Raw genomic sequence first — 20,396 nt, 5'->3', positions numbered from 1 at the left:
TAATCAAGTCCGCGCCATGCCCGATCATCAATTCGTTCTGACCCTGTCCTGTGCCGATCGCCCCGGCATCGTCTCCGCGGTGTCGACGTTTCTCGCCCATAACGGGCAGAACATTCTGGACGCCCAGCAGTTCGACGACGTCGAGACCAAGAAATTCTTCATGCGGGTGGTGTTCACCGCCGCCGATCTTGCGGTCGAATTGACGGCATTGCAGACCGGCTTTACCGTGATCGCCGACCGTTTCGGCATGGACTGGCAGATGCGCGATCGCGCCAACCGCCGCCGGGTGATGCTGCTGGTCTCCAAATCCGATCATTGTCTGGTCGATATCCTCTACCGCTGGCGCACCGGCGAGCTCGAGATGATCCCGACCGCGATCGTCTCCAATCATCCGCGCGAGACCTACGGCAATCTCGATTTCGGCGAGATTCCGTTTCACTACATGCCGGTGACCAGGGAGACCAAGCGCGAGCAGGAGCAGGCGGTCCTGAAGCTGGTCGACGACAGCAATACCGATCTCGTGGTGCTGGCGCGCTACATGCAGATCCTGTCGGACGAGATGACGTCAAATCTGTCCGGGCGCTGCATCAACATCCATCACTCGTTCCTGCCCGGCTTCAAGGGCGCGCGTCCCTACCATCAGGCGCATGAGCGCGGCGTCAAGCTGATCGGCGCCACCGCGCATTACGTCACCCGCGACCTCGACGAGGGCCCGATCATCGACCAGGACGTCGAGCGCATCAGCCACCGCGATACGCCGGAAGATCTCTCGCGCAAGGGGCGCGACATCGAACGCCGGGTGCTGGCGCGCGCGATGCGTCACCACCTCGAGGATCGCGTGATCCTCAACGGCCGCAAGACGGTGGTGTTCATGGATTGAGGGCGTGAGGCGCACTCACTTTTGGCTTTGACGTGTTTTTCTTCGCTCGAAAACGCCTCTCAATGAACGGCATCCTGCGACGACGGTGCCGGCTTTGCTTCCTCGCCGCGCTCTGCGGCGGGCATCAGGCGCTTTCTTTCCCGCTCTTTCATGAACTCGTCGTATTTCACCGTGCCGGGGCGGGGCGGGGCATCCGCCGGCATGCCGCCGGCCCATGCCGGAATGGCGTCGCTGACGCCGGCCGCGAGCTTCTCGTTGATGGTGCCGCATCCGCTCAAGGCAAAGCCCGCGAGCGAGAGCGCGGCGAGTGTGGTGATATGGCGGGCACGGATCAGCATGGCAACAGCTTACAATCTAGACCTTTAAGGATGATGGATTTAGGGCCGTCTGGCGGCCCCGGTTTTGCCAAGCCAACCGCTTCTTTGTTGACATGACCATTTTATTTGTACAATCGTACAAATAACGAGACACCCAGATCTGATGGCGCGCCATTCGAACGCTGCCATCCCAAAGGCTGCCGAGCTGTGGTCGGTCGCGACCAACGATGGTATCATGGCACCTAAGTTCGGCTCTTTGTCACTATCAGCGGGACAGCGTTGCGGACTGGCCTCGGGCCGGCAGCCCATCCTTCGTCCGATTGACAACAAGCCGCCGGAAGACGCCATGTCGCCTCGCTACACGGCCGAAAAATCTGGGCTATGGTGAGGCAACGCCGGGGACTCGGCTCAAGGTACACGACCGATCAGGGGGAGAAAAATTTCATGTCTATCCGCAGTCAAATATTGCTGGCCGCAAGCGCCATCGCGGCCGTCCTTGCCGTGGCGCCCGCCCAGGCCGAGGATTCCGTCAAGATCGGCCTGATCCTGCCGATGACCGGCGGCCAAGCATCGACCGGCAAGCAGATCGACAACGCCATCAAGCTCTATATGCAGCAGCACGGCGACACCGTCGCCGGCAAGAAGATCGAAATCATCCTGAAGGATGACGGTGCGCTTCCGGACAAGACCAAGACCGCCGCGCAAGAATTGATCGTCAACGACAAGGTCAATTTCATCGCGGGCTTCGGCGTGACGCCGGCAGCCCTTGCCGCCGCACCGCTGGCGACGCAGGGCAAGATCCCGGAAGTCGTGATGGCGGCGGGCACCTCGATCATCACCGAGCGCGCTCGCCTTACATCGTGCGCACCTCCTTCACGCTCGCGCAATCGTCGACCATCATCGGCGACTGGGCCGCCAAGAACGGCATCAAGAAGGTCGCAACGCTGACGTCCGACTACGCGCCGGGTAACGACGCGCTGACCTTCTTCAAGCAGAATTTCACCGCCGGCGGCGGCGAGATCGTCGAAGAGGTCAAGGTGCCCCTCGCCAATCCCGATTTCGCGCCGTTCCTGCAGCGGATGAAGGATGCCAAACCCGACGCCGTGTTCGTGTTCGTGCCGGCGGGCCAGGGCGGCAATTTCATGAAGCAATATGCCGAGCGCGGGCTCGACAAGGCCGGCATCAAGGTGATCGGCCCCGGCGACGTCATGGACGACGATCTGCTCAACGGCATGGGCGATGCGGCGCTCGGCACCGTCACCGCGCATCTGTATTCCGCGGCGCATCCGTCGGCGATGAACAAGGAGTTCGTCGCCGCCTACAAGAAGGCCTTCAATTCGCGCCCGGGTTTCATGGCGGTGAGCGGCTATGACGGCATCCACCTGATCTATGAGGCGCTGAGGAAGACCGGCGGCAAGACCGACGGCGACGAACTGATCGCGGCGATGAAGGGCATGAAGTGGGAAAGCCCGCGCGGCCCGATCTCGATCGATCCGGAAACCCGCGACATCGTGCAGAACATCTACATCCGCAAGGTCGAGAAGGTCGATGGCGAACTCTACAACGTCGAGTTCCAGACCTTCGAGGCGGTGAAGGATTCCGGCAAGACGAAGAAGTGACGACGAAGTCGTCATCCCGGGGCGCGCGCGGGCGCGAATTCGAAATTGTCGCGCGAGATTCCGGGTTCAGCGCTTCGCGCTGCCCCGGAATGACGGTTTCCAAAGGCTCTGGGACTTTCCCTAAATGACCACGCTGTTCACGATCCTGTTCGACGGTGTCGCCTACGGCATGCTGCTGTTCGTGCTGGCCTGCGGCCTCGCCGTGACGCTCGGGCTGATGAACTTCGTCAATCTCGCGCATGGCGCCTTCGCCATGACCGGCGGCTATGTCTGCGCCGTGCTGGTCAATAATTCCGGCTGGCCGTTCTTCGCCGGCCTGCCGCTGGCCTTCGTCTCCAGCGCGCTGATCGGCGTGGTGCTGGAACGCGCGCTGTACCGGCATCTCTACACGCGAAGCCATCTCGACCAGGTGCTGTTCTCGGTCGGGCTCGTCTTCATGTCGGTCGCGGCGGTCGATTACATCATGGGATCGTCGCGGATCTTCATCAAATTGCCGGCGGCGCTGGAGGGCCAGTTCGACTTCTTCGGCGTCGGCATCGGCCGCTACCGGCTGATGATCATCGTGATCTGCGGCCTGCTCACGGTGGCATTGCAGCTGATCCTGGCCCGCACGCGGTTTGGCAGCCGCCTGCGCGCCGCGGTGGACGATCCGCGCGCCGCCAGCGGGCTCGGCATCAATGTGCCGCAGGTCTTCGCCTTCACCTTTGCCTTCGGCTGCGGCCTTGCCGGCCTCGGCGGCGCGCTGAGCGCGGAAGTCCTCGGGCTCGATCCGTATTTCCCGCTGAAATTCATGATCTACTTCCTGATCGTGGTGACGGTCGGCGGCTCCTCCAGCATCACCGGGCCGTTTCTGGCCTCGCTGCTGCTCGGCATCGGCGACGTCGCCGGCAAATATTACGTGCCGAAGATGGGCCCCTTCGTGATCTACACCATCATGATCGTGATCCTGATCTGGCGCCCAAACGGCCTGTTCGGCCGCACCGCTACGCGTTGAGCTTGCGATGACCGCGCTTCCCGACCTCTCATCCCATGCGATGGCCAGCGCCCGTTGGCGTCCGGCCGAGATTGTGTTCTGGATTCTCGCAGCTGTCTGCGCGTTCCTGTTTCCCTCCCGCTATCTGATCATGACCGACATCGTGCGGCTGGCGCTGTTTGCGCTCTCGCTCGACCTGATCCTCGGCTATGCCGGCATCGTCTCGCTCGGCCACGCCGCGTTTTTCGGCGTCGGCGCCTATTCGGCCGGGCTGATGGCGCTGCATGGCGTCATCAACGAGCCGGTCATCGCGCTGGTCGCGGCAGGCCTGGTCGCCACCGTGCTTGGCTTTCTCACCAGTTTCCTGGTGATCCGCGGCGTCGACCTGACCCGGCTGATGGTGACGCTCGGGATCGCGCTGCTGCTGGAGGCGCTGGCGGAACGCTATTCCGACATCACCGGCGGCACCGACGGGCTGCAGGGCATAGAGATGCAGCCGATCCTTGGGTACTTCGCCTTCGACATGTTCGGCAAGACCGGCTTCTTCTATTCGCTGATCGTGTTGTTCGTGCTGTTCCTGCTGGCGCGCCGCGTCGTCGACTCGCCGTTCGGCCTCTCGCTGCGCGCGATCCGCAACAATCCGCTGCGCGCCGCGGCAATTGGCGTGCCCGTCAACCGCCGCCTGATCGCGGTCTATACGCTGGCGGCCTTTTATGCCGGCATATCCGGCGCGCTGTTCACCCAGACCACGGCGCTGGCCTCGCTCGACGTGTTTTCGTTCGAACGCTCCGCCGATCTGATGCTGGTGCTGGTGATCGGCGGCACCGGCTATCTCTATGGCGGCCTGATCGGCGCCGTCGTGTTCAAGATGCTGCAGGAGTTCTTCTCGACCATCACGCCGCAATACTGGCAATTCTGGATCGGCCTCGTGCTTGTCGTGATCGTGCTGGTCGGCCGCGCGCGGATTCATCGCTGGGCCTTGTGGTTGCCGAACCTCGTCATCCGGCAATTCGCCGGCCGCAAGGCCGTCGTTGCCGTTCCCGAAAGTGATGCGTCATGACTGTCGCACTGGAAACCAAAGGCCTGGAAAAATCGTTCGGCGGCCTCCGGGTCACGCGCGACCTTTCGCTCAGCGTCGAGCAGGGCGCCCGCCATGCGCTGATCGGGCCGAACGGCGCCGGCAAGACCACCGTCATCAATCTCCTGACCGGCATGCTCAAGCCCAATGCCGGACGCATCCTGCTGGAAGGCAACGACATCACCGATTTGCCGGTTCACAAGCGGGTGCTGCGCGGGCTGTCGCGCACCTTCCAGATCAACCAGCTCTATGCCGATCTGACGCCGCTCGAGACCATCGGGCTCGCGGTCTCCGAACGGCTCGGCCGCGGCGGCGACTGGTGGCGGCGGATGGGCACGCGCAGCGACGTCAATGGCGAGATTGCGGAGACGCTTGGCCGCTTTCACCTGCTCGACGTGATGAACGACCTCACCGCCACTTTGCCCTACGGCAAGCAGCGCCTGCTCGAAATCGCGGTCGCGATTGCGACCAAGCCGCGCGTGTTGCTGCTCGACGAGCCCGCTGCCGGCGTCCCCGAAAGCGAGCGTCACGATATTCTGGCCGCGGTCGCGGCCCTGCCGCGGGATGTCACGGTGCTGCTGATCGAGCACGACATGGATCTGGTGTTCTCGTTCGCCGACCGCATCTCGGTGCTGGTCAACGGCGCCATGCTGGTGGAGGGCCCGCCGGGCGAAGTGGCGCGCGATCCGCAGGTCAAGGCGGTCTATCTCGGCGAGGCCGCCGATGTCTGACCTACTCACCATCGAAGGCCTGCGCGCCGGTTATGGCGAGGCGGTGGTGCTGCCGGGCATGACGCTTTCGCTCGCCGAAGGCCAGGTGCTGGCGCTGCTCGGCCGTAACGGCACCGGTAAGACCACGCTGATCAATTCGATCGTCGGCATCACCCGCCGGTTCGGCGGCACCGTCGGGCTCGGCGGGCTCGATCTGACGCCAATGCGGCCGGACCAGCGGGCGCGGGCCGGGATCGGCTGGGTACCGCAGGAGCGCAATATCTTCCGCTCGCTGACGGTGGAGGAAAACATGACGGCCGTGGCGCAGCCCGGGCCGTGGACGGTGGCCAAAATCTACGAGATGTTCCCGCGCCTGAGGGAGCGCCGCAATAATTTCGGCAACCAGCTCTCCGGCGGCGAGCAGCAGATGCTGGCGATCGGCCGGGCGCTGACGCTGAATCCAAAAGTGCTGCTGCTGGATGAGCCGACCGAGGGTTTGGCGCCGATCATCGTCGAGGAGCTGCTGAGGGCGCTCGGCACCATCACCCGCGCCGGCGGCATCTGTTCGATCATTGTCGAGCAGAATGCGCAAAAGATTCTGGGGCTGGCCGATCGTGTTGTGATATTGGAGCGCGGCGCGATCGTCCACGACGCGGCAAGCACTGCCCTGAAGGCCGATCCCGCCGTGCTCGAGCGCTTCCTTGGCGTCTCGGGCGCCGCCGCACATTGAATGTCTTTTTGTTTGACGCGTTTTCTACCGCAGATAAGTCTACGCAATCTGCGTAAACTTGATTGCTATGCGAACCGGTACCCACTTCGCTTGAAAACGCTATAATCTCGGGAGTTGACGACCATGCAGCGAACCAAAGCCCCTTTCCGCGCCGACGAGGTCGGCAGCCTGTTGCGGCCGCCGCGCATCAAGGAAGCGCGCGCCAAACTGGAGAAGGGCGAGATCACGGCCGAGGACCTGCGCAAGGCGGAGAATCTGGAGATCGAGAAGGTCGTACACAAGCAGGCCTCGATCGGCCTGAAGCTTGCGACCGACGGCGAGTTCCGCCGCTCGTGGTGGCATTTCGATTTTCTCAGCCATCTCACCGGCTGCGAGCTTTTCCATCCCGACACGGGGATTCAGTTCGCGGGCGTTGAGACCCGGCACGACGCCATTCGCGTGATCGGCAAGATCGACTTTCCCCACAATCATCCGATGCTGGATCACTTCCGCTTTCTGAAGAAGCAGTGCGACACGGCGCATGTCACGGCGAAGATGACGATCCCGTCGCCGGCAGTGCTGCATTTCCGCGGCGGCCGCAAGGCGATCTCGAAGGAGGTGTATCCCGATCTCGATGCGTTCTACCAGGATCTCGGCAAGACCTACCGCAAGGCGGTGAAGGCGTTCTACGACGCCGGCTGCCGCTATCTGCAGTTCGACGACACCGTGTGGGCCTATCTGTGCTCGCAGGAAGAACTGCAAAAGGCCCGCGAGCGCGGCGACAATCCCGATGGCCTGCAGGAAATCTACGCCCGCATCATCAACTACGCGATCGCCGAGCGGCCGGCCGACATGGTGATCACGACCCATGTTTGCCGCGGCAATTTCCGTTCTACCTGGATTTCTTCCGGCGGCTACGAGCCGGTGGCGGAGACCATGCTGAGCGGCACCAATTACGACGGCTATTTCCTCGAATATGATTCCGACCGTGCCGGCGGCTTCGAGCCGTTGCGCTATCTGCCGAAGGGCAACAAGATCGTCGTGGTCGGCGTCATCACCTCGAAGTTCGGCGAACTCGAGAAGGAGGACGACATCAAGCGGCGGCTGGAGGAGGCAGCGAAATTCGCGCCGCTCAATCAGCTCGCGTTGTCGCCGCAATGCGGCTTTGCCTCGACCGAGGAGGGCAACATCCTCTCCGAGGAAGAGCAGTGGGCCAAACTGAAGCTCGCGGTCGACGTCGCCAACGAGGTGTGGGGGAAGTAGGCGCTTCTCCGTCGTTGCCGTCCGAAGGACGGCGTCGCTTCCGCTCGCCCATGCCCGGCAATCCATCTTCTTTGAAGATTGATGGATGCCCGGATCAAGTCCGGGCGTGACGAGTGTGTTCGTGGCGGCATCGTACTTCCAAGGGGTTCGAACGAAGGGCGAAACGGGGATCCAGCGATTGTCAATCCTTGCGCAGGCCCTTGCCCAGCGCCTCAAACATGATCGTCTTCAGCGCCAGTTGGATACGACCGCCCTGCGTCGGGGCCTGCACCATGCAGATAACGAGCATGTCGTCCTGGGGATCGACAAAATAGAAGCTGCCGCCCGCGCCGTCCCAGCGGTATTCACCCAACGGCCATGTCGTGTTCGGCGGCGGTGAGGTGCGCACGGCAAAGCCAAGACCGAAGCCGCTGGTCGGGCCCGGAAAATAGAAGGGATCATGAATGATCCCTGTCTCCGGCCCGATCTGATCCGACGTCATCAGTGCGACCGTCTCGGACTTGAGGTACCGCTTGCCGTCCAGCTTGCCTCCGTTCAGCAGCATTTGCAGGAAGCGGGCGTAGTCCCCGATCGTCGAGACTAGCCCCGCTCCGCCGGATTCCCAGCGCCGCGGCAATGTCGGGTCCTTGATTCCCGCCACCCGAAATCGATCGACGGGAAATGGCTGGGCAATGCGCGGCCACTTCGCTTGATCTGCGACATAGTATGCGGTCTCGGACATGCCGAGAGGATCGAACAATCTTTGCTTTTCGAATTGAAACAGCGTCTGCCCCGAGGCCACCTCGACGACACGGCCGAGCACGTCGGTTGAATGGCTGTAATTCCAACGCGTTGCGGGCTGATCGGCGAGCGGCAGTGTCGCGATCCGGTCGGCGAATTCGGCGTTATCGAAATCGCCGGCGTACAGCTGGGGATTGGCATAGAGTTTCTGCACCGCGGTTTCGCCGAAGAAGCCGTAAGTGATACCCGACGTGTGCCGGAGCAGATCCCTGATCGTGATTGGGCGCTTCAACGGCTCGAGCTTGAGCGGATATTGTCCTGCTTCATCGGAAAGATCGACGCCGACTTTTGCATCCGCAAAGGCATGAATGTATTTCGATACGGGTTCATCGAGGGCCAGCTTGCCGTCGTCGACCAGCATCATCGCGGCGACCGAGGTGACGGCCTTCGACATCGAATAGATCTGGAAAATCGTGTCCGGCGTCATCGGCTGCCCGGTCTCGGGGGCCCGCACGCCGAAACATTCGAAATAGACCGGCTTGCCGTGCTGCTGGATCAGCAAGATCGCGCCGGGAATCTCGCCTGTCGCGACTTCGTTGCGAATGTAATCGCCAATACGATCAAGGGCCGCGCGTGAGAAAGTTGGCGCGAGCGCCGCTCGGGACGGCGGCACCTGGGATTCGGCTCGCGCCTCGTGCGGCCAGCCGCCGATAAAAAAAATCGCAAGCGCCGCCGCAACAAGGCGACGCCCCGCCAAAACGTCAGTTCTCCAACGATTCATGGGCGATCTGCTCGAGGGTCCGCTGGACACGCTGGCGTTCCGAAGGCGTCTGCTCAAGCAGCACGAAGAACATGTCCTGCTTGGGGTCGATCACCATCTCGCAGCCGCCGGCGCTGTCCCTGACAAAAAAGCTTCGCTGAACTTCAGGGTAGTGCGCCGGGTAACGACGTCAAATAGTTTATTCACTGGATCCCCGCTGCAATGCCAGTCGGCTTGGGCCCTTGGTAACTTCCGCTTTGACACAGCCAGGGTCAAAACCGGTCCTGACGAGCCTGAAACGGGCCTTCCGAAATAGCCCGCAGAAAGCAGACATTGCCGGCGTCAGCCGGCATGTCTCAAACGTGCCAGGAGCGGAAGTCATTCGCCTTCATTCGATGACCTTGTCAACCCGAGCCAAGACGCTGTCCGGAAAGGTTAGCGCGTGCTGTCGGATACCCGGTTCACCAACATCAGCAACACGTCGTCGCCGCACTAGCGGGCTTGGCTCAAGCCAGAGAACCGCTGTCTGGTCCCGGCGACGAACAGCTTCGCGGAATACGAGCCCGAGACGAACCCCGACACCAAAAAGAAGGACGTCGTGTGGTTCGCCCTGAATGAGGAGAGTCCGCCGTTCGCGTTCGCTGGCATGACCGAATTCAAGGGAGACAGAGGCACCGAGTCGAAACCCATTCCTGCCCCGCATCTGGTCTATGGTTTCCTGACAACTGCACCGAATGCCATCGTCGAACCGACCCACCCAAAGCCATGCCGGTGATCCTGACGGGCGAGGAGGAGCGTGACGTCTGGATGCGCGCGCCATGGGATGAGGCGCGGGTACTACAAAGGCCGCTCTGCCGGATGTTTGCTCTAGGTCTTGCTCTAATTTGCGGCCTCCCGATCGGCCCGTCCTGGTAACGAGGTCAAGAACTGCAGTGCGGCGTTGCGCGCGTCGGGAGAGTTCAGGATCCCGAGATGGGCGGTGAAGAGGACCGTGTCGAATAGACCCTGGCCGACAAGGTCGATCGTCCCGGCGCCGGCGAGGCCGGCGCTGGCGGTGAAATCATGCGGTTTGCCGTCGCGATCCTCGGCGGGAACGCCGGGGAGGGCGCCGTCCTGCAGGCTGTTGTAGACGAAGTCCGGTGTTCCTGGCTTGTTGCGGATTACCAGGTAACGAGTGGGACCCGGCGTCTCGCCCGCGGCGTTCAGTACTGTGAGCAACTGGGTGTGGTCGGAACCGTACTCGTCGCATACCGCGCTGTTCGGCGTGAAGCCGCCGCCGCTCGCCAGCTGGTAGAAGTTGACCGGGCTGGGCGAGCAGTCAATGATGCCATGATTGGGTCCGTCGATGGCGACGAGCGCCCGCACCTTGCGATAGGCATTGTCCTGCAGCATCCATTCCCGGGCCACGGTGACGCCGAGACTGTGGGCGACGATGTCGACGCGCTTGGCGCCAGTGAAGTCGAGGACCGCCTGCACGAATTCGCGCAGGATCGGCACAGCCGCGGCAGTAGTGTGCGAGATGCCTGAGCGATGGGTATTGTCCTGCGCCAGATCGCACTGATCGCCTTGATAACCCAGCCCCCAGAGCTCGCTCGGGCGGTAGCCGTGATCGAGGAAGAATTGCGCGAAGGCGTGGATGCGGCCAAAGGGGTTGCAGGCGGTCGCGAACGGGGTGTCGTTGTTGCCGTGGAGGAAGATCACTGGGACGTGCTCGATGCGGCCGGTATGGGAGCCAAAGCCAATCACCGGCTGGCCGAGATAGAAGTTGCGGATCACCGGGAAGTCGTCGGGAAACTTCGTGCCGATCTCGGCGGCGCTCGCCAATGCTCCGGCGCCGAACTGTAACAGAACCGCGATGATGGCCGCAATGCGAAGGTGTTTGGTGGTCATAGCCCCTCCAGCCTAGGCAAGTATTCGCCGAACGTAGCGAACTCGAAGAATTTTGCGTCACGAGCAGCGGAACGCCAGCTCCGATAAACATCCGCTGACTACTCATGTTTACCTGAAACAAAAACATATTCTATCAATGGTTGTAGTGAAGCAGGATCGGGTCGAATTGTCTAGCTTATTTTGCCGTGGCGAAAGCTCGATCCCGGCAGCGTGTCTTCTCCTACTTTGGATGTGCGTGGTGGATCGGGCCGCGAGTTGCTGCCCGCTCTGTTAGGATTCGGGGATCGCCAAGCCGCGCGCCCGCGATGATCCATCCCGATGTCCGAGTCGGGTCAAACTCAGAAGTCCGGGCTCGCAAGCGCCAAGTCAGCTTTGCCCCCAGGAACCGACATGGTCGACCCGGGCTCAAATCGGTCTTGCAGCGCGTTGACGGCTGCGCCCACGGTGTTCATCATGTTTGGCGGCGCGGTCGCCTGCTACGTAGTGAGCTAACCCCGTGGAGTGGTAGCCATGATGAAGAACCTCGTAGACGGACTTGTTCTGGCGGCTTTGATGATCATGGGCTTGCTTGCCTTCGCCCAGAAACATGAAGGGTGCTTGCACGGGCACTCGATCAATACCCTTAAGCCCTGCGGCTCAGTCAGCTCTTCAATGTAGCGCTGGCCGCGCCGGTATTGCGGCCAAGGATGCGCAAATGGCTCGGACGACCGTGAGCCCTTTCAAGGAGGGCTGGCTGGAGCTTGCCGCGGAGTAGACGAAGCTAACGCGGGAGGGAGAGGCAGAAGCTGCGCTACTAGCCTCACGCGTCCCGGTCGCAACGTAACCGGCATCGCGATTTTTCCTTCACCCGACTGGGTCGCCAATGGCGCCTTTATGTCGTTCGGGCCCGATTTCTCGGACGCCACGCGCCATTTGATCTCACAGCTTGATCGCGTTCTGAAAGGCGCAAAGCCAGGCGACTTGCCCTTCGAGCGCCCTACCAAGTTCGATCTTAGGATCAACCTCCGCATCGCAAAAGGGATCGAGCTGCCTCCGACAGTCCTCGCCCGCGCCGACGAGGTGGTCGAATGAGTTCCGTTGTTAGCACCTTTGAGACATGACAACCGTCAGTAGGTTTGGTTTATCGACGTAGACCGGAAGTAAGCGGCGCAGGGTCAAAGTGAAGCGTTGACCCAAAGCGGGCTTGGACACTTTCACGCTAATGCCTGGTTCGACGTCTCAGTTGAGTCGGCAGGCCGCTCCAGTCTTTCGAATCTAAACATACGAGCCGTCCCCGGTCCTAGATTACGCCAACTCATCGCCCGCCGACCGCGTCCGCCTCCCGTTGGAACCTCCCGGATGCGCGACCGTTGTAGCCCTCAGAGGCCTCATGCGATGGACATGGTCACGCGTACGATCGGCCCGGACGCGGCCCCAGCGGGCCGGGTTTCTCCAGTGAACTCGCACAATGAGTGGGATCCGCTGGAGGAAGTAATCGTCGGAAGGCTCGAGGGCGCGGTCATCCCGTCCGACCATCCGGTCGTCACCTGCAACGTTCCGGGCATGGCTGCGCGGGCCCAGTCGCTGCTCTCAGGCTTCCGTTATCCAAAGATCATGATCGAACCGGCGCAGCGCGAGCTTGATGGCTTTGTTGCGCTGTTACAGTCGCTGGGCATCGTGGTGACGCGGCCGGAACCGGTTGATCACAAGAAACGCTTCAGCACGCCGGAATGGTCTTCGCACGGGTTCTGCAATAGCTGCCCGCGCGACAGCATGCTCGTGATCGGCGACGAGATCATCGAAACGCCGATGGTTTGGCCGTGTCGCTACTTCGAGACGCACTCCTATCGTCCGATCCTGAAGGATTATTTCCGACGCGGCGCGCGCTGGACTGCCGCGCCCAGGCCGCAACTGACGAACGAGCTGTTCGATGCAAAGTTTCGCGTCCCCGAAAAAGGCGAGCCGATCTCGTATATCCTGACTGAATTCGAACCGGTCTTCGACGCCGCCGATTTCTTTCGCTGCGGGCGCGACCTGTTCGTGATCCGCAGCAACGTAACCAATGCGTCCGGTATTGAATGGCTACGTCGCCATCTTGGGGACGGTTATCGCATTCATGAGATCGAGAGCCGTTGTCCTAATCCGATGCACATCGATACCACCATATTGCCGCTTGGGCCCGGCAAGATTCTGATCAATCCCGAATACATAGACGCCGACCGTCTCCCGGCCATCTTGAAAAAATGGGACATCCTTGTGGCCCCGGAGCCCGACCCGATCACTGATCGTATGCTCAAGATCACCTCGCTATGCGGGAAATGGCTCAACATGAACGTGCTGACAGTGGACGAGAAGCGCGTCATCGTTGATCCCCATCACACAGTAACAATGCGCGCGATGGAGAAATGGGGATTCGAACCGATTCCATGCGAGTTCCTGCATTACGCCGCATTTGGCGGCGCCTTCCACTGCGCCACGCTCGACATCCGGCGGCGCGGCACGTTGGAGAGCTATTTTTGAGCGCCGACCCTCCGCGAGATCCACATTGCGCCGCACGGACTATGCGGTGATTTTCAGTCCGATGATGCCCGAGAGAATGAGGCCGATACAGGCAAGCCTAAGCAGCGTCGCGGGTTCATTGAAAAGATAGATACCGAGCATCGTGGTGCCGATAGTGCCAATGCCCGTCCACACCGCATAGGCCGTACCGACCGGCAGCGACTTAAGGGCCACGCCGAGGAATCCAATACTGGCCACCATGGCTGCGACTGTGCCGATCACGGGTAACAGGCGCGAGAATCCTTCCGTGTATTTGAGGCCGATCGCCCAGGCGATTTCGCACAGGCCAGCAACGAGCAGGAAGAGCCAAGCCATGGGAGATTCTCCTTAAAATGTTTGCTCAAAATGTTTGCTCATCTCAGTTCATCTCCCACGTTCCTTGCCGTTTTTGCACATCGCGCTCAGGGGGTCTGTAGCCTACTTCGCAGTGCACTGGGAGACCCACGGAATGGCACTTTTCGGACCAGGCGCGATGTCCAACCTGAGTCCGTAATGCGCACCAAGGCGGATGTCCGCCAACGTCTTTGAATTTACCGCGTTCCGCGCGCGATGGGTCGGCCACTTCAAGCTCGGCGCGATAAGCCAGCGCGTCACGCTGGATAGCGAAGGCTGCCTTGTGCTGAAGTCAGACTACCGGCCGGCCTATCGCCTCGCGCCCGAGCAGGGGAGAAGGTTTCGCATCGTCGAGCTGGAGGGCTTCGTCGTCGAATTTCGCGGCGAGGGGATGACCGTCGATGAACTGATCTTTCATCAGCCGAACGGCACCTTCGCCGCGCAGCGCATGGAGGAGTAGGGCCGCCTCACTTCTCCGCCAGATAAACCTCGCCCAGCAGCGACGAGTTCGACCACGGCACCTGTTTGCTCTTCGTCGTCGCGACGACTTCGGCGCGCACCCGTGTCAGCATTTGCTGCACCTCGAGCCCGGGCGTGCCGATGTGGCGCGAGAGTGCCGCCGAGAACGGACTGTTGGCGCCTTCACCGTCGAGTGCGACTTGTCCGGGCGCGGTCGCGAACGCGATCAGCGTGCCGGCACCGAGCGTCGAACCGGCGCCCAGCGTCGTTGGTGCTGCCAATCCCGATCCGGCTTCGATGCCGCGGTTGGCGCCGGCGGACGCAATTTGCGGCGCCATCGGATTGTTGCGGCAGGCATCGAGGATCAAGATATTGGTGCGGAGCTGATCGTCGAGGCCGGCCATGATCGTATCCATGTCGACCATGGCATCGGTCATGCGGCTACCCGCCTGAAACTGAATGTCGACCGGCACCAGATAGTTGCGGCCGTCGATCTGCACGCCATGGCCGGCGTAATAGACCACAGCGACCTGCGACCGCGCCGCCTCCAGCAGAAAATCGCGGATGGTTTTCTGCATCGCGCTGCGGTCGAGGTCGATGCCTTCCGAGACGGCAAAGCCGATGTCGCGCAGGCTTTTGGCGACCGAATGCGCGTCGTTGGGCGGATTGGGCAGCGCCCTGACATGCGTGTAGGCGCCGTTGCCGATCACCAGCGCGACACGCCGGCCGGTCGCCGCTTACGGTGAAGCCGGGCCTGATGCGCCGGCCGGCGCAGGCGTCGAAATGGGTGTCCGCGGCGGCGGCGCCGCTTCCTGCAGTAGCGAGAGACGGACTTTTGCGGTGGCCTGGTTGGCGTTGCTTCCGGCGTCGGAGGCGATGCCTTCGAGCGTTGCGGCGTAATCCTGCCTGGCGTGGTCGTAGTCGCCCTTGGCCTCATAGGCGAGGCCGCGCTCGCTGGTGGCCGATATCAGCACGCTGCCGGGCGGCGTCATCACGTTGACGGGCGCGCGCGCTTTCGCCAGCCGGATCGCCTCGGTGCTATCAGTGATGGCGTGGTCGAGGTCGCCCTTGGCGCGCCAGATCACCGCGCGGTTGATCAAGGGCGAGGGCAATGCCGGATTGAGACGGATCGCTTCGTTGATATCGGCCAGCGCGCCGTCGAGATCGCCGAGCGCCTGTTTCGACGCGCCGCGGTTTTGCCAGGAATAGGCTTCCTTCGGATCGAATTTGATCGCGGCATCGTAATCGGCGATCGCTTTTGCGTAGTCGCCCCTGGCGCGATAGGCATTGCCGCGGTTGTGATAGACGATGCCGCCAGGCGATCCCATCCGCAGCGCGTCGTTGAAGTCCGCGATCGCGATGTCGTATTCGCCCTTGTCGTAATAGGCGGAGCCGCGCAGATTGTAGAGCGCGACATCGGGCTTGAGGCGGATCGCTTCGGTCGCGTCCGCGATCACCTGCGCGTAATTGCCCTTCTTGTTCCAGCCCACCGCCCGCCAGAAATAGATCGTCGCCAGCTTCTCGCCGGAAAACACCTTCAGCGCGATGATCTTGTTGCAGGCCGCGATCTGCGCATCGGCCGGCGTGCCTTCGCTGGTGCAGAGCGGCCCGAGCTGGGCGTTGGATTGGGCGAAAGCGGGCGCCGCCCACAGCGCGGCGGCGAGCAAGGTCAGCATCAGGATCGGTCGGCGCATCAAACAGACCTCGGTAGGTAGGTTGAGCCGTCATTGCGAGGAGCGTAAGCGACGAAGCAATCCATACTTTCTTTTCGTCGCGCGATGGATTGCTTCGCGGAGTTTATCGTCGGGCGGCGCTTCGCGCCGACCCGGTGGCTCGCAATGACGGAAAGGGGCATCCCCGGTTTTGTTGCGTGTGGACGAGCACGGGTTCATTTCCCCGTTGGGCAGATGATGGTAGGACACGCAGGCGATCCGCCGCTGCCCACCAGCGCTTCCCAAAACCCGGCCCGATGAAAAACGACCAGATCCTGAGCCAGATCTCCGAATTCTGCCGCCAGGCCGACATGGCGGAGACGACGTTTGGCCGCCGCGCCGTCAACGACGGCAAGCTGGTGCATCGCTTGCGCGAGGGCAAGCGCATCACCATCGACACGCTGGACCTGATCCAGGCCTATATCGCGGCGTCCACGCCGGGCGGGCTGCCGCCGCCGCGCGGCCTCCAGGTGCCGCCGGAAAAGCGCGACCCCAGGGGCAATTTCCGCTTTTTCGAGAACCGCCAGAAATACCTGCTGTTCGTCCACACCTGCAGCGAAAAGCGGGTGATCGCCGAACGGGTGGGGCTGGAACTCTCCAGCCTTCACCCCCGGCCGCCGGCGCTGCGGGTGTTCGACGCCGGCGTCGGCGACGGCACGGTGCTGGCGCGCGTCATGCGGACGATGCATGGCCGCTTTCCCCATATGCCGTTCTATATCGCCGGCAAGGAGCTCAGCCTGGAGGACGTCCGGCTCACGCTCGACAAGGTGCCGGACCGGCTGTTCGAGCATCCGGCGACCGTCTTTGTGCTGACCAATATGTACTATGCCGAGGCGCCCTGGCTGACCCCGGCTTCGCCTGCGGCCGCGGCGGGCATGATCTGGCACGAAGTCGGGCTCCGGGGAGCGTCTTCCGGCGATTTCGAGACCCAGATCGCGGAACTCGGCCCATTTCTTGAGCAGAACTGGCGGGCCAATGTCAGCCCGCGCTCGGGCATGCCGATCTATGAACGCCCGGTGGCGCTGGTGCTGTACCGGGAGGATCACCGGTTCCTGCTTGATTCGATCATCCCGCGGGCGGGCCGTTCCGAGGCCAATTTCGATCTTGTGATCGCTTCCCAGCCCTACCGGGCCAAATCCTCTGTGAATTTCCGTGCCAAGCGCATTATTGCGCCGCTCGCGCGGGCGTTGCGGGCCGGGGGCCGTTTGATTGGAATTCACTCCCACGGGCAGGATCCGGGGCTCGAAATCATCCAGGCGGTGTGGCCCGGAGAAAATCCTTTCGCCGTGAGCCGTCATGAGCTATTGCGCGCGGTGAAATACGAGCTCGGATCGGCCGGGCGCGACCTTAACTTTAATGCCTATGCCGATAACCGTTCCATCTTCCGTTATGATATGGAAGCGCTGCCCAACGAGGTCACCGGCTCGATCGGAACCTCGACAGCCTTTGCAGCGTGGAATGCGGCAGTGTATGTCGCCCAGATCGAAGACGACCGGTTGACGGAAATGACAGAAAGCAGCCGGACCCTCGATGCCACCAGAGAGGTTCTGCGCAAGCATAACGGGCTTTGGTTTTACGACGAATCCTACGTCATTTCGCGTCGTCGCGACTGACATTCCGGGATAGTTCACAAAGAGAGCCGCCGACGTCGGGCGGAAACAAGGGGTTTTGTTGATGCGCGCGTCTTATCTGTTCACCTCAGAGTCGGTCTCCGAAGGCCATCCGGACAAGGTCTGCGACCGCATTTCCGACGAGATCGTCGATCTGTTTTTCCGCGAAGGTCCGAAGGCGGGGATTGATCCCTGGGCGATCCGCGCGGCGTGCGAAACGCTTGCCACCACCAACAAGGTGGTGATCGCCGGCGAAACCCGCGGTCCCAAATCCGTCACCAACGACCAGATCGAAAGCGTGGTGCGCGCGGCCATCAAGGACATCGGCTACGAGCAGGAAGGCTTTCACTGGAACACCTGCGATATCGAGATCCTGCTGCATCCCCAATCCGCCGATATCGCGCAAGGCGTCGACGCGCTGCAGCCCGGTACCAACAAGGAAGAAGGCGCAGGCGACCAGGGCATTATGTTCGGTTACGCCACCAACGAGACGCCGGATATGATGCCGGCGCCGATCTTCTATGCCCACAAGATTTTGCGGCTGATCTCGGAAGCCCGTCACTCCGGCATGGAGAAGGTACTGGGCCCGGACTCCAAGAGCCAGGTCACGGTGCAATATGAAAACGGCAAGCCGGTCGGCGTGCGCGAGATCGTGGTCTCGCATCAGCATCTGATCGAAGACATGACCTCGGAGCAGGTCCGCGAACGCGTCGAACCCTATGTGCGCGAGGCGCTGCCCAAGGACTGGATCAACGGCAAGACCATCTGGCACGTCAACCCCACCGGCAAATTCTTCATCGGCGGTCCCGACGGCGACGCAGGCCTTACCGGCCGCAAGATCATCGTCGACACCTATGGCGGCGCGGCTCCCCATGGCGGTGGCGCGTTCTCCGGCAAGGACCCGACCAAGGTCGACCGTTCGGCCGCCTATGCCGCGCGCTATGTCGCCAAGAACGTCGTTGCCGCCGGTCTCGCCGACCGCTGCACGCTGCAGCTTGCCTACGCCATCGGCGTGGCGCGGCCGCTGTCGATCTATATCGATACCCACGGTACCGGAAAGGTATCCGAGGAAAAGCTCGAGAAAGTTGTGGCCGAGGCGATGGACCTCACCCCACGCGGCATCCGCAAGCATCTCGACCTCAACCGGCCGATCTATGCGCGAACCTCGTCCTACGGACATTTCGGCCGCACGCCGGATAATGAGGGCGGCTTCTCGTGGGAAAAGACCGATCTCGCCGAGACGCTGAAGCGCGCCGTCTGACTTTCTCCGTAATTGTCTTGCGTATTCCGGAAAGCACCAGCGCTTTTCGGAATATGCTTTTTTAAGGGATCAACCACATGACCGCCGCCGCCAAGAAGCCCGCCTTCACCGACTACATCGTCAAGGACATGTCGCTCGCCGAGTTCGGCCGCAAGGAAATCTCGCTGGCCGAGACCGAGATGCCTGGCCTGATGGCGACGCGCGAGGAATATGGCCCGAAGCAGCCCCTGAAGGGCGCGCGCATCGCGGGCTCGCTGCACATGACGATCCAGACCGCGGTCCTGATCGAGACGCTCGCAGCCCTCGGCGCCGACATCCGCTGGGTCTCCTGCAACATCTATTCGACGCAGGATCACGCGGCAGCGGCGATCGCCGCCGCCGGCATTCCGGTGTTCGCGGTCAAGGGCGAAACGCTGACTGAATATTGGGACTACACCGCAAAGCTGTTCGACTGGCACGGCGGCGGCACGCCCAACATGATCCTCGACGACGGCGGCGATGCCACCATGCTGGTGCATCACGGCCTGCGCGCCGAGCAGGGCGACGTGAAATTCCTCGACAAGCCGGGCTCGGAAGAAGAGGAAGTCTTCTTCGCGCTGATCAAGAAGCTGCTGAAGGAAAAGCCGAAGGGCTGGTTCGCCGAGATCGCGAAAAACATCAAGGGCGTCTCCGAAGAGACCACGACGGGCGTGCATCGGCTCTATCAGATGGAAAAGGAAGGCAAGCTGTTGTTCCCGGCGATCAACGTCAACGACAGCGTGACCAAATCGAAATTCGACAACCTCTATGGCTGCCGTGAATCGCTGGTCGACGGCATTCGCCGCGGCACCGACGTGATGATGTCGGGCAAGGTGGCGATGGTCGCGGGTTTTGGCGACGTCGGCAAGGGTTCGGCGGCGTCGCTGCGCCAGGCCGGTTGCCGCGTCATGGTCTCCGAAGTCGATCCGATCTGCGCGCTGCAGGCGGCGATGGAAGGCTATGAAGTCGTGACCATGGAAGATGCGGCACCTCGTGCCGACATCTTCGTCACCGCCACCGGCAACAAGGACATCATCACCATCGAGCACATGCGCGCGATGAAGGATCGCGCCATCGTCTGCAACATCGGCCACTTCGACAACGAGATCCAGATCGCAGGGTTACGCAACCTGAAATGGACCAACGTCAAGCCGCAGGTCGACGAGATCGAATTCCCCGACAAGCACCGCATCATCCTGTTGTCGGAGGGCCGCCTCGTGAACCTCGGCAACGCCATGGGCCATCCGTCCTTCGTGATGTCGGCGTCGTTCACCAACCAGACGCTGGCGCAGATCGAACTCTGGGCCAACAACAAGAACGGCCAATACGAGAAGAAGGTCTACGTGCTGCCGAAGTCGCTGGACGAGAAGGTAGCGCGGCTGCATCTCGCCAAGATCGGCGTCAAGCTGACCGAGCTGCGCAAGGACCAGGCCGACTATATCGGCGTCAAGCCGGAAGGCCCGTTCAAGTCGGATCATTACCGCTATTGATTGTTGAAATCGTCATTCCGGGGCGCGCGCGAGCGCGAACCCGGAATCTCGTACGA

16 protein-coding genes and 4 pseudogenes are annotated in these 20,396 nt (G+C 62.0%); 14 read left to right on the top strand and 6 right to left on the bottom strand.

All coding sequences use genetic code 11. The features are described 5' to 3' along the window. The first annotated feature begins 16 nt into the window (after positions 1-16). Positions 17-880, top strand: a complete 864-nt coding sequence (purU, locus tag V1289_RS04820; protein WP_334395860.1) for a formyltetrahydrofolate deformylase — start codon at positions 17-19, stop codon at positions 878-880. Between the two features lie 59 nt (positions 881-939). Here purU and V1289_RS04815 read toward each other — a convergent pair whose 3' ends face one another. Continuing rightward, on the bottom strand, positions 940-1,218 hold the full coding sequence (locus V1289_RS04815; RefSeq protein WP_334395859.1) for a hypothetical protein: 279 nt from the start codon (positions 1,216-1,218) through the stop codon (positions 940-942). Between the two features lie 423 nt (positions 1,219-1,641). On the opposite strand from V1289_RS04815, the pseudogene V1289_RS04810 reads away from it, so the two are divergent. From V1289_RS04810 to V1289_RS04785, 6 genes and pseudogenes are all read left to right on the top strand, one after another. Continuing rightward, positions 1,642-2,816, top strand: a pseudogene (locus V1289_RS04810) (ABC transporter substrate-binding protein). 124 nt (positions 2,817-2,940) lie between these two features. Continuing rightward, positions 2,941-3,810 carry a branched-chain amino acid ABC transporter permease gene (locus V1289_RS04805; protein WP_334395858.1) on the top strand — a complete coding sequence of 290 codons (870 nt, stop codon included), beginning with the start codon at positions 2,941-2,943 and terminating at the stop codon, positions 3,808-3,810. A 7-nt stretch (positions 3,811-3,817) separates the two neighbouring features. After that, positions 3,818-4,849, top strand: a complete 1,032-nt coding sequence (locus V1289_RS04800; protein ID WP_334395857.1) for a branched-chain amino acid ABC transporter permease — start codon at positions 3,818-3,820, stop codon at positions 4,847-4,849. After that, positions 4,846-5,598, top strand: coding sequence for an ABC transporter ATP-binding protein (locus V1289_RS04795; RefSeq protein ID WP_309178269.1), 753 nt, complete (start codon positions 4,846-4,848; stop codon positions 5,596-5,598). Before V1289_RS04800 ends, V1289_RS04795 begins: the two co-directional genes overlap by 4 nt. After that, positions 5,591-6,307 (top strand): ABC transporter ATP-binding protein, encoded by a 717-nt coding sequence (locus V1289_RS04790; RefSeq protein ID WP_334395855.1) that lies wholly within the window; start codon positions 5,591-5,593, stop codon positions 6,305-6,307. Before V1289_RS04795 ends, V1289_RS04790 begins: the two co-directional genes overlap by 8 nt. 123 nt (positions 6,308-6,430) lie before the next feature. Further along, on the top strand, positions 6,431-7,549 hold the full coding sequence (locus V1289_RS04785; RefSeq protein ID WP_334395854.1) for a cobalamin-independent methionine synthase II family protein: 1,119 nt from the start codon (positions 6,431-6,433) through the stop codon (positions 7,547-7,549). A 181-nt stretch (positions 7,550-7,730) separates the two neighbouring features. On the opposite strand, the gene V1289_RS04780 is transcribed toward V1289_RS04785, so the two are convergent. Both V1289_RS04780 and V1289_RS04775 read right to left on the bottom strand, forming a co-directional pair. After that, entirely contained in the window at positions 7,731-9,026 is a 1,296-nt protein-coding gene (locus V1289_RS04780; RefSeq protein WP_334395853.1) for a serine hydrolase domain-containing protein, read from the bottom strand. Positions 9,027-9,030: 4 nt separating this feature from the next. Continuing rightward, a pseudogene (locus V1289_RS04775) lies at positions 9,031-9,168 on the bottom strand (serine hydrolase); the annotation flags it as partial. Positions 9,169-9,492: 324 nt separating this feature from the next. Between V1289_RS04775 and V1289_RS04770 the strand changes: the two are divergent. Then, positions 9,493-9,944: pseudogene (locus tag V1289_RS04770) on the top strand (SOS response-associated peptidase family protein); the annotation flags it as partial. Here the strand turns inward: V1289_RS04770 and V1289_RS04765 are convergent. Next, positions 9,909-10,919: a hypothetical protein gene (locus V1289_RS04765; RefSeq protein WP_334395852.1), complete on the bottom strand. Its 1,011-nt coding sequence runs from the start codon at positions 10,917-10,919 to the stop codon at positions 9,909-9,911. The pseudogene V1289_RS04770 and the gene V1289_RS04765 overlap by 36 nt on opposite strands. A gap of 729 nt (positions 10,920-11,648) precedes the next feature. Here V1289_RS04765 and V1289_RS04760 point away from each other — a divergent pair. Then, positions 11,649-11,990 (top strand): ABC transporter substrate binding protein, encoded by a 342-nt coding sequence (locus tag V1289_RS04760; protein WP_334407279.1) that lies wholly within the window; start codon positions 11,649-11,651, stop codon positions 11,988-11,990. A gap of 303 nt (positions 11,991-12,293) precedes the next feature. Beyond that, positions 12,294-13,418, top strand: a complete 1,125-nt coding sequence (locus tag V1289_RS04755) for an amidinotransferase (RefSeq protein WP_334395851.1) — start codon at positions 12,294-12,296, stop codon at positions 13,416-13,418. Positions 13,419-13,457: 39 nt separating this feature from the next. Here V1289_RS04755 and sugE read toward each other — a convergent pair whose 3' ends face one another. Then, positions 13,458-13,772 (bottom strand): quaternary ammonium compound efflux SMR transporter SugE, encoded by a 315-nt coding sequence (gene sugE / locus V1289_RS04750; RefSeq protein ID WP_334395850.1) that lies wholly within the window; start codon positions 13,770-13,772, stop codon positions 13,458-13,460. 193 nt (positions 13,773-13,965) lie between these two features. Between sugE and V1289_RS04745 the strand changes: the two genes are divergently transcribed. Then, a complete protein-coding gene (locus tag V1289_RS04745) occupies positions 13,966-14,250 on the top strand; it encodes a hypothetical protein (protein WP_334395849.1) in 285 nt (94 codons plus the stop codon). Between the two features lie 7 nt (positions 14,251-14,257). Here V1289_RS04745 and V1289_RS04740 read toward each other — a convergent pair. Further along, positions 14,258-15,943 (bottom strand): annotated as a pseudogene (locus V1289_RS04740) (caspase family protein). A 275-nt stretch (positions 15,944-16,218) separates the two neighbouring features. Here V1289_RS04740 and V1289_RS04735 point away from each other — a divergent pair. From V1289_RS04735 to ahcY, 3 genes are all read left to right on the top strand, one after another. Continuing rightward, a complete protein-coding gene (locus V1289_RS04735; protein ID WP_334395848.1) occupies positions 16,219-17,574 on the top strand; it encodes a hypothetical protein in 1,356 nt (451 codons plus the stop codon). A gap of 61 nt (positions 17,575-17,635) precedes the next feature. Next, entirely contained in the window at positions 17,636-18,832 is a 1,197-nt protein-coding gene (gene metK / locus V1289_RS04730) for a methionine adenosyltransferase (protein WP_334395847.1), read from the top strand. A gap of 77 nt (positions 18,833-18,909) precedes the next feature. Beyond that, positions 18,910-20,340 (top strand): adenosylhomocysteinase, encoded by a 1,431-nt coding sequence (gene ahcY / locus V1289_RS04725; RefSeq protein WP_334395846.1) that lies wholly within the window; start codon positions 18,910-18,912, stop codon positions 20,338-20,340. Positions 20,341-20,396 lie beyond the last annotated feature (56 nt).

This window comes from Bradyrhizobium sp. AZCC 2289 (assembly GCF_036924615.1).
Classification (GTDB): domain Bacteria; phylum Pseudomonadota; class Alphaproteobacteria; order Rhizobiales; family Xanthobacteraceae; genus Bradyrhizobium.
Note: the sequence above shows the minus strand (reverse complement) of the source record. Positions and strands in the feature narration are given on the sequence as shown.

Bases quoted from the DNA above. Each gene is read 5' to 3' on its own strand.
- purU (WP_334395860.1), top strand. From the start codon at position 17: ATGCCCGATCATCAATTCGTTCTGACCCTGTCCTGTGCCGATCGCCCC.
- V1289_RS04815 (WP_334395859.1), bottom strand. From the start codon at position 1,218: ATGCTGATCCGTGCCCGCCATATCACCACACTCGCCGCGCTCTCGCTC.
- V1289_RS04805 (WP_334395858.1), top strand. From the start codon at position 2,941: ATGACCACGCTGTTCACGATCCTGTTCGACGGTGTCGCCTACGGCATG.
- V1289_RS04800 (WP_334395857.1), top strand. From the start codon at position 3,818: ATGACCGCGCTTCCCGACCTCTCATCCCATGCGATGGCCAGCGCCCGT.
- V1289_RS04795 (WP_309178269.1), top strand. From the start codon at position 4,846: ATGACTGTCGCACTGGAAACCAAAGGCCTGGAAAAATCGTTCGGCGGC.
- V1289_RS04790 (WP_334395855.1), top strand. From the start codon at position 5,591: ATGTCTGACCTACTCACCATCGAAGGCCTGCGCGCCGGTTATGGCGAG.
- V1289_RS04785 (WP_334395854.1), top strand. From the start codon at position 6,431: ATGCAGCGAACCAAAGCCCCTTTCCGCGCCGACGAGGTCGGCAGCCTG.
- V1289_RS04765 (WP_334395852.1), bottom strand. From the start codon at position 10,919: ATGACCACCAAACACCTTCGCATTGCGGCCATCATCGCGGTTCTGTTA.
- V1289_RS04755 (WP_334395851.1), top strand. From the start codon at position 12,294: ATGGACATGGTCACGCGTACGATCGGCCCGGACGCGGCCCCAGCGGGC.
- sugE (WP_334395850.1), bottom strand. From the start codon at position 13,772: ATGGCTTGGCTCTTCCTGCTCGTTGCTGGCCTGTGCGAAATCGCCTGG.
- V1289_RS04745 (WP_334395849.1), top strand. From the start codon at position 13,966: ATGTCCGCCAACGTCTTTGAATTTACCGCGTTCCGCGCGCGATGGGTC.
- V1289_RS04735 (WP_334395848.1), top strand. From the start codon at position 16,219: ATGAAAAACGACCAGATCCTGAGCCAGATCTCCGAATTCTGCCGCCAG.
- metK (WP_334395847.1), top strand. From the start codon at position 17,636: ATGCGCGCGTCTTATCTGTTCACCTCAGAGTCGGTCTCCGAAGGCCAT.
- ahcY (WP_334395846.1), top strand. From the start codon at position 18,910: ATGACCGCCGCCGCCAAGAAGCCCGCCTTCACCGACTACATCGTCAAG.